This is a genomic window from Streptomyces sp. HUAS TT7 (assembly GCF_051550175.1).
Lineage (GTDB): Bacteria > Actinomycetota > Actinomycetes > Streptomycetales > Streptomycetaceae > Streptomyces.
Genome location: NZ_CP196175.1, coordinates 8,399,187 through 8,411,463, shown reverse-complemented (window position 1 = coordinate 8,411,463; position 12,277 = coordinate 8,399,187). Strand labels below are relative to the sequence as shown.

Below are 12,277 nucleotides of genomic sequence, written 5' to 3'. Positions count from 1 at the left end.
GGCTGGTGGCGCACGAGCCCGGGCCGGCATCGGCACGCCGTGAAGGTGGAGCACATCACCGGCGGCTCCAAGGACAACAGCGCCAACGTGCAGCAGTACACGTTCAATGGCACCGACGCCCAGAAGTGGCGCGTCGACTTCCAGCACTGGAACGACCGACCACCACCGTGATCCCGGGCCCGTCGCGGGCAGGCCCGGGATCACGGGTCACCGGGTGCCCGGCACGTCGGAGACTGGGTGGCATCGCCGGGGTGTGAAGACACGTGGCCTCCAGCGCGACGCGGCGAGCCCGGTGCCAACGGGCGGTGCGCGACCGAGTGCGGTCAGCAGCACGTGCTCACATGCATGGGCCCGTCGGCCCGGGCACCGAAATCCGCGAGGCCGAACTCCGCCGCATGGCTCGCCGGTCGTACACCGAACCCGGTTTCCTGCGTGCCGGTCACGCTCCGAGCGCGTCCAGGCCGTCCGCCACGCCCTGCACGTACGCCCGCCAGGACCCCGCGATCACTTCCGGAGCCGGCCCCGCACAGTCCACCGCGATCACCTGCCCCACCGTGCCGTCGGCCAGCGGCGACATGTCCACCACTGTGTACGAGCTGTCACCGCCGTCCACGACCGGAAGCCACCCCCGGTACCAGGAGTTGCCCTGACGCACAGGGTGGCCGTTGCGCCGGTGCCACTCGCACCCACAGTCCTCCAGGCCGGCCTCGTGCTCGCATCCGGTCTCACGACACTCCATCAACCCCTCGTGCAGTCCCACGAGTTGATCCAGCGTCAGCGCCTCCCACACGTCCCAGTCCCGCCCGGCGACGAAGGGCATCGGGCCGCCGTTGTGCAGCCGGTAGGAGGCGCGCAGATCCACCGCCAACCTCACCCCGATCCGCTCTTCCGCGGAACGAATCTCCTCATCGGTCGCGCCGGGCGCCAGCCCCTGCGGTACGCGCCCCTCGAGCCGCGCCCACAACTCCTTCATCGAATCCATGCGCGAGAGACTACGACGCCCCGAGATGGCGTGGCTCCCACTCGGCTCGAACTGCTCCGGCGGCGGCGTGCGGACAGTTCACCGTCCCGCACGAAGGCGAAGCCGGACCGCCGAACCCACGTCGGTCGCGTGCCATGCGGGCCGCCGAGCCGAGGCCGCTGCATCACGCTGAGCTACTTGGCACTTCGCCGCAGCCGCGGGAGGACAGGGCCGTCCCGGCTGCCGCGCGCACTCCTGTGCCGGGCGCCCACAACGGAGTTGAGCCGATCCCCAACTGTTGCCGATCGCAGCGAGGCCGTCCAAGGAACGGACGACCCGACTCTTTACAGGAGCCGGGGCCGCCCACTTCCGCACGGCCCGGGAGAACCCGGACCTCCCCCATAGTCGAGCACTGCAACGACTACCCGCCAGTGCAGTTCACGCCCAATCCGCCTGGCCCAAACTTGACAGTGCAGATGCAGGCGGCCGGGGAGTCCTGAGCAGACTGGCCTGCGTCGCCGACCGGGAAGGGCGCCTGCTCACGTGCCGTTGGGCGACGCGCAGACAGGCGGATCAAATCTACCCCTCGACCCGACGTCGAAGCCGAGTCGGCCGGTGCTGGTCTGCCATGTGCCAGGGCCCGAAAGGAAGTTGGAGGTACTGGAGTCTGTGGTGTTACGTATACATGACAAGTGATCAAAGACAGTGAGGAGTGACAGGTGCGTCGGGGGATCTGCGGTGCCGTGATGGGTACCGTGCTGGTACATGGGTACCGTGCTGGTACTGGGGATGACTGCCTGTTCACAACAGGGCGGTGACACCGAGGCCAAACCCTTCACTCCCTCCCAGCTCAGCCAGGCGATGCCCGGCAAGCTCGGCGCCCCTCAAGGGTGGCGGGGCAGTGAGCCGGTGGTCTACCAGGCGCCGAGGCCCTGAAGTACTGCGGCTACCAGGAATTGGCGTGCGCAGGAGCGACAGCGATGGGGAACTCGCTCTACGAGGCGAAGAGTTCGGAGGCGGATTCCAGCCCGAAGATGCGGTTCACCCTGCTCGCCTACGACGGCGTCAGCAACGCCCAAGCAGGCATGAAGGGAGTCGCCACGTCCGCGCACAAGGAAGACGGCAAGTCGACCGCGCTCAAAATCCAGTCCGGGGCTGATGAAACGGACGCCTACACCACCGGCGACTCCTCCAGCGCCGTTCTGCGCGTCGGAACAGTCGTCGCCTACCTGGCAGGCGTCAACGTCACCAAAGCCGCCGACCTGCAGCAGTTCGCCAAACGCCAGGTCGACCGCATCAAGGCCGCCGCCAACGGCAAGAACCCAGACGCCTGATCGCCGGCCGGACCAACGGTTCGGACGCCGTGATCACACCGATCACAGCGAGACTGTCTGAAAGATCGGAGGCGTGGCACGATGACCACAGTGTCGGGTCAGGTCTGGGTGTCACTCATATCGTTGGGCGACGCTGTCCTCGGCGGCACTCTTGCCCCACCTCGTCCAGCACAGGGCCCAACTGTCAGCAGAACGCGCCGGACGATCGTTACAGTCCCCTTCCCTCCCGGTGGTCGTCGAATGGCCGCGCCTCCGCGTGGGGGCTGAACACGATCCACGGCTACGCCGGTCTGATCGGGCAGTGCCACGGCGCCCGACCGGTACACGTCACCGAAAAGTCGCTGCCTGCACGGCAGTTGCAAGCCATCCTCACGGATCGGTCCGCCGCGCGCCGCCGGTACATGCCATGCTGCACCCGCCCCGGGGCAGGCGAGCGGCCCTATGCCGGCGTGACGGAACGCCACACCCCGGGGCCACCCACCCACCTCAGCCGGTCCGGTGTTCCCCCGGCATCACCGCGGATTCGGTGACCTCTCCCCCGCGAGCGGGTTGACCAGGATGGCCCGGGTTCGTCGATCAGGTCCGGCAGGCCGCAACCGCGCTGCCACCCGGAACCCCGGTCTTCACCAGCAACTACGGCGAGGCGGGCGCACTCACCGTCCTGGGCCCGGCGCAGGGCCTGCACCAGCCAGTACTCTCACTGCTCAGAACACCTACGTACTCTGGGGTTCGCCGCCCGGACGCCCGGACATCGCGCTGTGCGTGGGCGAATTCGGCCCCGCGCAGTTGCACCGGGCGTGGTCCGAGGTCACCGAAGTCGCCCCGATCCGGATGAACGGGGTGCACGACGAGGAGACGAACCACCACGCCGCGATCTACGTCTGCCGTCAGCCGCACGGCACCTGGGCTCAACTCTGGCCCACCCCTGTCCACTTCGACAGAGGCCGCCCCAGAGACCGTCCGACGCGGTCAGCCAAGATCCGATCAGCCAGGCGCGAGGGTGGGCCACCCGGCCACGCATAGACAACCGCCCCCCTGCAGGCGGAAACCTCAACAACCCCGAGCCAGCATCCACGTGGACCCCTGGGACGTGTGGGGCCCGCCGGACGCGGATCCTTCCCTCCGTAAAGTCGCCGGGCTTCCTCCACCGAAGTGGCGGGCAGGGGTGATCGGATTCAGGAAGCTGCCTGCAGCGCAAGGGTTGACCCGGATGCGCCCGGGCGCCCTCAAGTGTTCGTTACTCGGGTCCGGGTCACGATGCACGCTGGAGGCAGGTCCCGGGTACCCGGGCGCGTCCGGCGCGCCGTACTCGCCCACCTGCACGGTGAGCCGTACGGCCGCAGCACGCTGGACGGCACCCCCGCGGTTCGCCTCGGTCACCGAACTCGCCCGCATCGTCTACGCCGTGGATGAGCCCAGTGACGCCCAGCGGTCCGCCGTACGCCGAGCCCTGCGCCGCCTCGAGGACCACCACCTGGACGAGGCTCACCGGCTCGGCGTGGGGCGCACCGACCACCAACGCCGCGCGCACCCCCGCCACCAGGCGCCGCGCCCCGCATGGCGGCTCATCGTCTGCCTGAAGGACGAGGCCTGCCGGCGAGCGGCCCTCGGTTCCCCTGCGACGACGACGTGGGGGGAGATGTCCGTCGACCACTTCGGCAGTCACGGCGATGGCAGCCGACAGCGGTGGCGGGCCACCACGCACGGCCGACACCTCCTCTACACCGTGGAACCGCCCTGGCCCGACACGGACCACCGCAGCTGTCCCGTCGAGATCAGCGAACTCCGCGCCCGACGCACCCTGCCCCCGGACGAACACACCAAAGCCGAGGAACAGTTGAGAACCTTCATCGCACCATGCGCAGCGGCCGCACACACAGCCCGCGGCGGACAGCCCGCCCACCCTCAGTTGTGCGATCCAGGATGCGATCCGCGGTGCCCCGGTGCGCGCCTCAAGCCCACGGCGACTCGCGACAGCCACGTCACCCATGTCCTGTTTCGGTCCGGCCGTCACTTGAATGGTTGGCGGTCCAGGGGCGCCTCCCCGCGTCATCTGCGCACGATGACGTTTGTCATGCGGAGTTCGTACCCGCGGACACTGTTGGCGCGTCAGGCCGCGGCCGTAATTTTGGGGACATGGAGATCACGAAGAACACCGCGTCCCCGGCCCGCCGCACCGAGTGGAGCCTGTCGCTCCTCGGCGGACTCAAGCACCGCGGCACTTTCCAGGCGCGCGAGCGCACCGTGCATGTCGCCGCCATCGGCGGAGCCAACCTCGACCACACCAACGCGACACTCCCGGCCGGTCCGACCCGCCTCATCAAAGCGGCCCTGATCGGCGGCGCGGAACTGGCCTACCCAGAGGGCGCCTGTGCCGAGGTCGATGCCTTCTCGGTATTCGGCGGGGTCGACCTGACAGTTCCGGCCGGCACCACCGTCGAGGTCAGCGGGTTCTCCCTGGCCGGCGGGCGCAGCCGTAGCCTGGCGGGCGAGCCCGGCGGCGCGGTGGTCAAGGTCCGCGCGTACTCGCTGGTCGGCGGCGTCAAGGTACGCCAAAGCCAGTAGCCACCGCTCCAACACATCCCTGGCGCAGGTCCTGTAGAGGAACCACAGGAGCCACCCCATACCTGCGACGACAGTCCCCCAGACCACCACGGGCACTACCAGCCAGGGCAGCCCCCTCACCACCCGGTGACCAGACCCACGACAGCGCAGCCCCACGAAAGCGGAGGCTTCCCTGGCGGAGTGAACCAGGTCGCCAACGGCGACAAATGCGCCCAGCTATACATGGACTGGACGTTCAACGGCCTCGGCAACGACGCGGACGGCTTCGGCCTGCTCACCGACACCCGCACCGCGAAGGGCAGCCCGGACGGCACCGAACGCTGCGGAAGATCCGCCAGGACTTGAGTCGTGCCATTACGCGTCCGACGCACCGACCTGGCAGGGCCGGTGAGGTCCACAGGATGCGTCCAGCCGGGTCGGTCACGACCTGCACGTTCACGCCGTGCCGGCGGTGCTTGGCAGAGTGGTCGGTCCTACCCTCGCTCAGGCGGTCGCACTCGGCGAGTGTGCCGTCCAGCAGCACGTAGTCAAGGTCGTGCGTGCGCAGGACCTTGAGCAGGACCGGCGTGCGGCCGGCGAGCAGGTCGATCACGCTGCTGGTGTAGGCGTGTGCCGTTCCCGCGGAGATGCCGAAGCCGGTGGCTATCTGGGCGAGGGTGTCGTGCTTGCGCAGGTGCACCAGGGCGACCAGCGCGTGCTGGTGCGGCGGGAGTTTGCAACGACGGCCACCCTCACGGGTGACGATGAGCATGGTGACCCACTCGACCAGGGCATGGGGCAGGACGAGTGCGGCACGGGTAGGAGACTAACGCGGCTCCTGTGCCGATGAGTTGAGACTTCGAACCACCTCCCCCAACAGCACGGGAGCCCCGCGCGTTGCGCACTCTGCTACCGTCACCCGAGCATCAACCGGGCCCGCGCTTCAGAACTACCGGACACCATGAAAGCCGGGGAGCATGAGCACGGTGTCACCGCCATCGTCGAGGGGCCCGTCAAAAGGGGCAGCCATTGCGGTGGTGATGGTGAGCCCAAAGATGCAGGCAGTTCCGAGGATAACTGCGGCGATACGGCGCATGAGGTTCCCTTTCCTGTCCAGGCAGTGGGGCTTGACCCAGTGGATTGTTCGAGCTATCGCATGGTTGCCCGACTCGGCGGGTAGACATGCGTCTGTCACTCGAACGGGGTGAGCAGAAACACCCTCCTGCGCGGCCCCTCTCGTTTCACTGAGCTCTATCAGCGTTGTCGCTCCCCGGTGAGGACGGCCGCGGAGATTGACGACATTCGATTCAGGGTGGAGCGGGACCGGCGGAAGATCTGCCACGCCTTCAGTCGTGCGACGCCGCGCTCGACCGGCGCCCGTGCTGCGGGCAGCGCACGGTTGGCGCTTTGCCAGGGTGGGTGTGAGTTCTCGGTTCAGTGGGAGCCGGAGGGTGTTGTCATCCAGGGGCCGACTCCCATGTAGGCGCGGTCGGAGATGATCGGGATGCCCTGGCGTTCGCAGACCCGGATGATGCGGTGGGCGCGGGCCGCAGTGAGGTCGTGGGCGCGGCCGGACAGTGTCGGCGAGATCCACAGCAGCTGCCCGACCGGGTCGGCCACCACCTGCACGTTTACCCCGTGTCGGCGGTGCTTGTGGGAGAAGTCGGCCCAGCTGTCACCAACCCGGTCACATTCCGCCGGGGTGCCGTCCAGCAGGACGTAGTCCGGGTCGGCTCCACGCAGCGCACGCAGCAGACCGGGCGCGCGGTCGGCGAGCAGGTCGACGACGGCTGCCGTGTAGGCGCGGGCGGTACCGACGGAGATACCGAAGCCCGCCGCGAGCTTCGCGAGGGCATCCGTGCTGGCACAGGTACACCCGGCCGACCAGGTCACGCTGGTGCGGCGGGAGCTTGCAGCGGTGGTCACCCTCTCGGATGACGATGAACACGGCGACCCACCGGCTCTGCCCGGAACGCCCGGCGGTAGGCACCCGGCGTTGTGCCCAGGGCGCTGAGGAAGCGCCTGCGGAGGTTGGTCCCCGAGGAGAGGCCGACGCGGCGGGCTACGGCGTCCACGGGCAGGTCGGACGACTCCAGCAACTCCCGGGCTGCGGTGATCCGTTGGGCGAGCAGCCACTGCCCCGGGCTGGTGCCGAGCTGATCGGTGAACCGTCGGGCGAGCGTACGCGTCGACACGCCCGCGTACGCGGCCAGATCCTCGATGGCCAACGGTTCACCGAGTCTCACGGTGACCCAGTCCAGCAGCGGCCCGAGCGAGCTGTCGAGCTGCACGGGATGCGGCGGTGCCGCGTACTGCAATTGCCCGCCCTCTCGGTGGGGCGGCATGACCATGTTCCGTGCGACGTGTGCCGCGTACTGGGCGCCTTGGTCGGCGCGGACCAGGTGCAGGCACAGGTCGATGCCGGCCCCGGAGCCCGCGCTGGTGGCGACGTCACCGTGGTCCACGTACAGCACGTCCGGGTCGACCCGGACAGCCGGGAAACGCACCGCGAGATCATGCGCCAGCGCCCAGTGCGTGGTCGCCGGCCGTCCGTCCAGCAGACCGGCGTGTGCCAGGACGAAGGCGCCTGAGCAGATGCTGACGAGGCGTGCCCCGCGGGAGTGCGCGCGGCGCAGGGACCGGACGACCGCGGGTGAAGGCGGCTCCTCGATGGGCAGCCACCCCGGGATGACCACGGTGTCCGCGCGATCGAGTGCGTCCAGCCCATCGGCCACCCACATGTCGTACCCGGCGCGGGTGGCGACCAGGCCGGGTCGCTCCGCGCACACGCTGAACGTGTACCGCGGAGGAAGTCCTCGCCTCTTGATCCCGAACACCTCGGCCGCGCAGGCGAGTTCGAACGTCGACTGTGATGGGTGGACGAGTGCCGTTACCCGATGCATGGCAGGAAAGTACCTCATGATGTCTTTCCCGACACTCGGCGGGATGGCAGTTACCCGCCAGGCTGGCTCCTATGACGACCGAACAGAACACGCCCGCCTACGTGTGGTCCGCCGTGCAGGACGCCCCCGTCCACGAGCTCTTCCCCGGGATCCGCCTGCGCCCGCTGTGGAGCGGGGGCAACGGCGCGAAGGCCTACGTGCTGGAGATGGACCCGAACACAAGCTGGCAGGGAATCGACGTCCACGAACCGGGCCCCGAGGAGGTCTTCGTGGTCTCCGGCACCTTCAACGATGGCGATCGGGACTACCCCGCCGGTTCCTTCATCCATGCCCCTGCGGGTTCCTCGCACATCCCGCAGACAACGACGGGCTGCACTCTGTTTCTGTTCTACCCCGAAGGTTAGATCCTCTCTGACTGCGCGACGTTGCTCCGCAACTGGACTCGCGTGGGGAATCAGCGGGGCTCATCCGAGATTTCCGTGAAGCCGGTCCGTGCCTCTGTGCGCCCGTATCGCTCCGTCACTGCGTCGCGGACACTCGGGGCGTGTGAGGACCTGTTGAAGTCCCTGCTGCCGCACCCGAGCTCCCGGATACGGCAGTGTGCTGGTCGGTCGGCGGGCCAGCGGGCGAAGGTTGCCCGCCTCCGGGACTTCCCAGGGCATCGAGGCGATCCGCCGCGACCGCGCCGGCACCTACGCCTCGGCCGCTACCGCGGCGGCTCCCGACGCCGTCCAGACCGCGGATCGCTGGTAAGTCTGAAAGAACCCCTGCGGCGACTGGGCACAAGGCACCGGAGTCGACCCATCGGTCGTACGGATGCGGTCCCTCGTCGTGGTCGTACGCGCCTGCCGCCACCAGCTCACCGGCTGAGCGCAATTCCTGCGCCGGCACCGGGCCGCGGACCGCAGCCCGCCCCCGGGACTGCGCGCTCCCGTTGCAGCTGCTCCCAGCGAACAGACCCCCGCCTCGCCGGGGCTCTGACCAGCACGGCAGGCCTGGGCGATAGCTCGGTGGTATGTCAGCTACGAGGGCCGGAGGCACCCTCTCGGGTGGCAGAAGTGGAACGCAGCGCCGTAGCCACGAGGGGCGGGGCCTCAAAAAACCCGCTTCACCATCTCAGGCCCGGCTACACATCAGCTGCACATGTGAAGCGCGGATGAGACTCGCTGTTCAGCCTGCTCCACCTTCTGCTTGACAGCAACCGGTACCCGGCTTCCTCCCCTCCCCGGCGTGGACGAGCATCGTGGCCATGCGGCCTGACGAAGGGCGGGGAGGTCGAGCCTCAAGTCCACCATGACTGTCAGTCTCCGTTCTGCTCGGAGACAGGCGAAGCCACCGCGCATCGCGATCCTCATGGGCCGGGATAACTACCGGGAGAACTACCTGTGTCCGGAAGCACCTACCCCGTTGCGCGAAGCGGCATTTCGTGGCTTCCCCCATGGCCCCGTAACGTCCGATTCATGGAATGGAATTTTCAGACGGCCGAGGAACTCTCGGCTGCCTTGCGTGCCGGTGACGTGACCTCGGCGGAACTGACCGACGAGGCGATCGCCCGTATCGAGCGGGACGACAAGGAGATCAACGCGATCTGTGTGCCGGACTTCGATCGCGCGCGGGCCGCCGCGCGCGGCGCCGACCAGGCGCGTGCCCGCGGCGAGGACCGGCCGCTGCTCGGCATTCCGGTGACGGTCAAGGAGTCCTACAACATCGCCGGGCTGCCCACGACTTGGGGCATGCCGCAACACCGGGACTATGTGCCGGCCGAGGACGCGGTACAGGTGTCGCGGCTCAAGGCCGCCGGCGCGGTGGTGCTCGGCAAGACCAATGTGCCCTTGGGGCTGCAAGACATCCAGAGCTTCAACGAAATCTACGGCACCACCAACAACCCATGGGACCACAGCCGCACGTCGGGCGGTTCCTCCGGCGGATCAGCCGCGGCCCTGGCGCGCGGATTCGGAGCGCTGTCCATCGGCTCCGACCTCGCCGGGTCGTTGCGCACCCCGGCACATTTCTGCGGTGTCTACGCACACAAGCCGACACTCGGGCTTGCGGCCAACCGCGGTATGGTCCCGCCGTCCGCACCGGCCTGGCCGGTCGACCTCGACCTCGCCGTCGTCGGTCCTATGGCGCGCACCGCCCGCGACCTCACGCTCCTGCTCGACGTCATGGCCGGACCGGACCCGCTGACGCACGGTGTGGCGTACGACGTGACGCTGCCGCCCGCGCGCCACGAACGGCTCCGCGACTTCCGGGTCTTGGTCCTCGACGAACATCCGCTCATTCCAACCGGGTCGGCGGTGAGGGCGGGCGTGAATCGAGTCGCCGACGCGCTGGTTGACGGCGGCGCCCGCGTCGAACGGCACAGTCCGCTGCTACCCGATCTGGCCGAGGCCGGGACGCTCTACAGCCAGTTGCTGGTTTCGGGCGCCGTCGCACGGTTCCCCGTCGAATCCTACGATCGGCTGCAGACCCGCGCCGCCGGGCTGAGCGCGGACGACCGGAGTCTCGACGCGGCACGGCTGCGCGCCATGGTGTTCAGCCACCGCGACTGGCTCCAGGCGAACAACCGCCGCGAACTGCACCGCCACGGCTGGCGGCAACTGTTCGCCGAGTTCGATGCCGTGGTGTGCCCGATCACGCCCACTCCCGCGTTCCCGCACGACCACGGCCCCAATCCGCTGGAACGCCGGATCGACATCGACGGCGTCGAGTATCCCTACTTCGACCAGCTCGTCTGGGCCGGCCTGGCCACCATGCCCGGCCTGCCCGCCACCGCCATACCAGCGGGCCGGTCCCCCGATGGCATGCCGGTGGGAGTGCAGCTCATCGGCCCGATGTTCGAGGACCGCACCCCGCTGCGGCTGGCCGAACTGCTCGAGCAGAAAATCGGCGGCTTCCAGGTACCGAAGTAGGCCGTACGACCAGGTATCCGTCGAGGGCGAGCCGCGGATCACGTCGGAATCCCCCGAACGCGTGCAGTCGCAGCCCAGAATGCGCAGGTCCCTGTGTGGGCAGTGCAGCTGAGACGGCCATCGGTGAAGCAACCCGAGACGGCGCGGAAGACGCAGGTCAAACCGGGTGCCGCGCCCGGAAAGGAACGTGGGTCGCAACTCGCTGTTGATCATCGTCCAGGCCCCACGCCCCACGCCGGACCTCGGACGCAAGGCCGTGGGGCAGCGGCGCCACTGGATCTGTTCCAGGGACGGCTGGGGGTTCTCCGTGAGCGCGGCGAGCGGCCGGACGGGGTCCTGGTAGCGGCCGTTGAGGTACGCGTACACCGGTCGCACATGCGGGGCGAGCACGATCGGTGAGTCGGGTGCCGGCTCGGGCATCAGGTAGGCATCGGCCTCGACGGCAGTGGCTCACGCCCTGCCTCCCCGGACCGGCACCAGCCTCACGTCCACGTCCCGGATTCCCTCCAACTCCCTTGCCATCTGGGCAAGGACCTCGTCGAGATCGGGCATCGGCGCACCCACCGGCTCATTGCCGACCGTGTCCAGCAGCACCCGCAGCTGAAGATCCGTTTGCGATTGAGCAGGCCAGGGGTCGAGGCTGCGTTCGCGATCCAACTCGTCGAACGTGTTGCATTTTGCGAGGTCTCCTACGGCGCCGGTCACTCATCGCTGTTGCTCGTGGGGCCGAATTGTCAGTGGGGGCTGAGATCGTGCATCCGTGAGCGAACTGGTCGAGCATGTCGATGAGCACGACCGCGTACTCGGGATCGTCGAGCGGGATGAGGCGGTGCGTGAGAACTGGCTGCATCGCATCGCGGCGACGATCTGTCGTGATCGCGAAGGGCGGATCCTGGTGCTGCGGCGGGCCGAGACGTTGTCCCGGTTTCCGGGCTACTACGACGCGATGGTCGGCGGGGCCGTGGACGTGGGCGAGTCGTATCAGGAGGCTGCGGTCCGCGAGTTGGCTGAAGAACTGGGCGTTCGTGTGCCGGTACGCTTCCTGTTCAAGCTGCTTTTCCGGGAGGGGATCAGCCCCATCTGGCTCGGGGTGCATGAGGCCGTCGTGTCGGAGACCCTGGTCCCGGATCCGAGTGAGATCGACTGGCACGGCTGGCTAACCATGGGTGAACTGCGCGAAGTAGTTGATCAATGGTGCTTCGTTCCGGGAGGGCGGGAAGCTCTGCGCCGATATCTGGAGTCCGGATCCGACAGCGGTGCGGGCGAACCGACAGCGAGGTGATCGGCGATGCGGAGCGCCTCGAGATCACGGCGAGCATTTCAGTCGCAGATCCCCGATCACTGTGGTTCGTGACGCTGGGAGCCGCCTGACTTGGGTTGTTCCGGCGGCAGCTTCGCGGAGTCGGGCGAACTCCTCGTGTTGGGGAGCGAGTTGGCTGGCTGCTGAGGAGTAGCACGAGCCTCGGAACCGGAGTCTGTTCAGGGATGGGCGGCTTCGGTCGCCGGATCGGTCAATTCCAGTGGCTTTTGGTCTCTGAGGGAGATCTGGGGCGCCCCGAACGTCAGGGGGACATGGGCGCCTTCCGCGTCCACCTCGAGCACATGGAGATCGACTCACATGAC

Annotated in this window: 10 protein-coding genes and 2 pseudogenes; 7 read left to right on the top strand and 5 right to left on the bottom strand. The window is 68.4% G+C overall.

The window, feature by feature from the left end; genetic code table 11:
* Window positions 1-45 precede the first annotated feature (45 nt).
* Window positions 46-171, top strand: coding sequence for an RICIN domain-containing protein (locus tag ACSHXC_RS38245; RefSeq protein ID WP_438295923.1), 126 nt, complete (start codon window positions 46-48; stop codon window positions 169-171).
* Between the two features lie 268 nt (window positions 172-439).
* Here ACSHXC_RS38245 and ACSHXC_RS38240 read toward each other — a convergent pair whose 3' ends face one another.
* Window positions 440-982: an SMI1/KNR4 family protein gene (locus ACSHXC_RS38240; RefSeq protein ID WP_438295922.1), complete on the bottom strand. Its 543-nt coding sequence runs from the start codon at window positions 980-982 to the stop codon at window positions 440-442.
* Between the two features lie 744 nt (window positions 983-1,726).
* On the opposite strand from ACSHXC_RS38240, the gene ACSHXC_RS38235 reads away from it, so the two are divergent.
* The 3 genes from ACSHXC_RS38235 to ACSHXC_RS38225 all read left to right on the top strand — a co-directional run bounded on the left by ACSHXC_RS38235 (window position 1,727) and on the right by ACSHXC_RS38225 (window position 4,860).
* A complete protein-coding gene (locus tag ACSHXC_RS38235) occupies window positions 1,727-1,897 on the top strand; it encodes a hypothetical protein (protein ID WP_438295921.1) in 171 nt (56 codons plus the stop codon).
* A 44-nt stretch (window positions 1,898-1,941) separates the two neighbouring features.
* Window positions 1,942-2,295 (top strand): hypothetical protein, encoded by a 354-nt coding sequence (locus tag ACSHXC_RS38230; protein ID WP_438295920.1) that lies wholly within the window; start codon window positions 1,942-1,944, stop codon window positions 2,293-2,295.
* Between the two features lie 2,136 nt (window positions 2,296-4,431).
* Complete coding sequence (locus ACSHXC_RS38225) at window positions 4,432-4,860, top strand: hypothetical protein (RefSeq protein ID WP_438295919.1); 429 nt, start codon at window positions 4,432-4,434, stop codon at window positions 4,858-4,860.
* Window positions 4,861-5,155: 295 nt separating this feature from the next.
* Here the strand turns inward: ACSHXC_RS38225 and ACSHXC_RS38220 are convergent.
* The 3 genes and pseudogenes from ACSHXC_RS38220 to ACSHXC_RS38210 form a co-directional block, all read right to left on the bottom strand.
* Window positions 5,156-5,611 (bottom strand): annotated as a pseudogene (locus tag ACSHXC_RS38220) (transposase family protein); the annotation flags it as partial.
* Window positions 5,612-6,093: 482 nt separating this feature from the next.
* A pseudogene (locus tag ACSHXC_RS38215) lies at window positions 6,094-6,829 on the bottom strand (transposase family protein).
* Entirely contained in the window at window positions 6,762-7,742 is a 981-nt protein-coding gene (locus ACSHXC_RS38210; RefSeq protein WP_438295918.1) for a helix-turn-helix domain-containing protein, read from the bottom strand. The pseudogene ACSHXC_RS38215 and the gene ACSHXC_RS38210 overlap by 68 nt, the downstream one beginning before the upstream one ends.
* Before the next feature lie 71 nt (window positions 7,743-7,813).
* Between ACSHXC_RS38210 and ACSHXC_RS38205 the strand changes: the two genes are divergently transcribed.
* Both ACSHXC_RS38205 and ACSHXC_RS38200 read left to right on the top strand, forming a co-directional pair.
* Window positions 7,814-8,146 (top strand): cupin domain-containing protein, encoded by a 333-nt coding sequence (locus tag ACSHXC_RS38205; RefSeq protein ID WP_438295917.1) that lies wholly within the window; start codon window positions 7,814-7,816, stop codon window positions 8,144-8,146.
* 1,056 nt (window positions 8,147-9,202) lie between these two features.
* Entirely contained in the window at window positions 9,203-10,654 is a 1,452-nt protein-coding gene (locus tag ACSHXC_RS38200; protein ID WP_438297067.1) for an amidase, read from the top strand.
* Window positions 10,655-11,104: 450 nt separating this feature from the next.
* Here the strand turns inward: ACSHXC_RS38200 and ACSHXC_RS38195 are convergent, their stop codons facing one another.
* Window positions 11,105-11,359, bottom strand: a complete 255-nt coding sequence (locus ACSHXC_RS38195) for a hypothetical protein (protein WP_438295916.1) — start codon at window positions 11,357-11,359, stop codon at window positions 11,105-11,107.
* 55 nt (window positions 11,360-11,414) lie between these two features.
* Here ACSHXC_RS38195 and ACSHXC_RS38190 point away from each other — a divergent pair, with 55 nt between their 5' ends.
* Window positions 11,415-11,936, top strand: coding sequence for an NUDIX hydrolase (locus tag ACSHXC_RS38190; protein ID WP_438295915.1), 522 nt, complete (start codon window positions 11,415-11,417; stop codon window positions 11,934-11,936).
* Window positions 11,937-12,277: the final 341 nt, after the last annotated feature.

Bases quoted from the DNA above. Each gene is read 5' to 3' on its own strand.
- ACSHXC_RS38240 (WP_438295922.1), bottom strand. From the start codon at position 982: ATGGATTCGATGAAGGAGTTGTGGGCGCGGCTCGAGGGGCGCGTACCG.
- ACSHXC_RS38200 (WP_438297067.1), top strand. From the start codon at position 9,203: ATGGAATGGAATTTTCAGACGGCCGAGGAACTCTCGGCTGCCTTGCGT.
- ACSHXC_RS38230 (WP_438295920.1), top strand. From the start codon at position 1,942: ATGGGGAACTCGCTCTACGAGGCGAAGAGTTCGGAGGCGGATTCCAGC.
- ACSHXC_RS38235 (WP_438295921.1), top strand. From the start codon at position 1,727: ATGGGTACCGTGCTGGTACTGGGGATGACTGCCTGTTCACAACAGGGC.
- ACSHXC_RS38225 (WP_438295919.1), top strand. From the start codon at position 4,432: ATGGAGATCACGAAGAACACCGCGTCCCCGGCCCGCCGCACCGAGTGG.
- ACSHXC_RS38210 (WP_438295918.1), bottom strand. From the start codon at position 7,742: ATGCATCGGGTAACGGCACTCGTCCACCCATCACAGTCGACGTTCGAA.
- ACSHXC_RS38205 (WP_438295917.1), top strand. From the start codon at position 7,814: ATGACGACCGAACAGAACACGCCCGCCTACGTGTGGTCCGCCGTGCAG.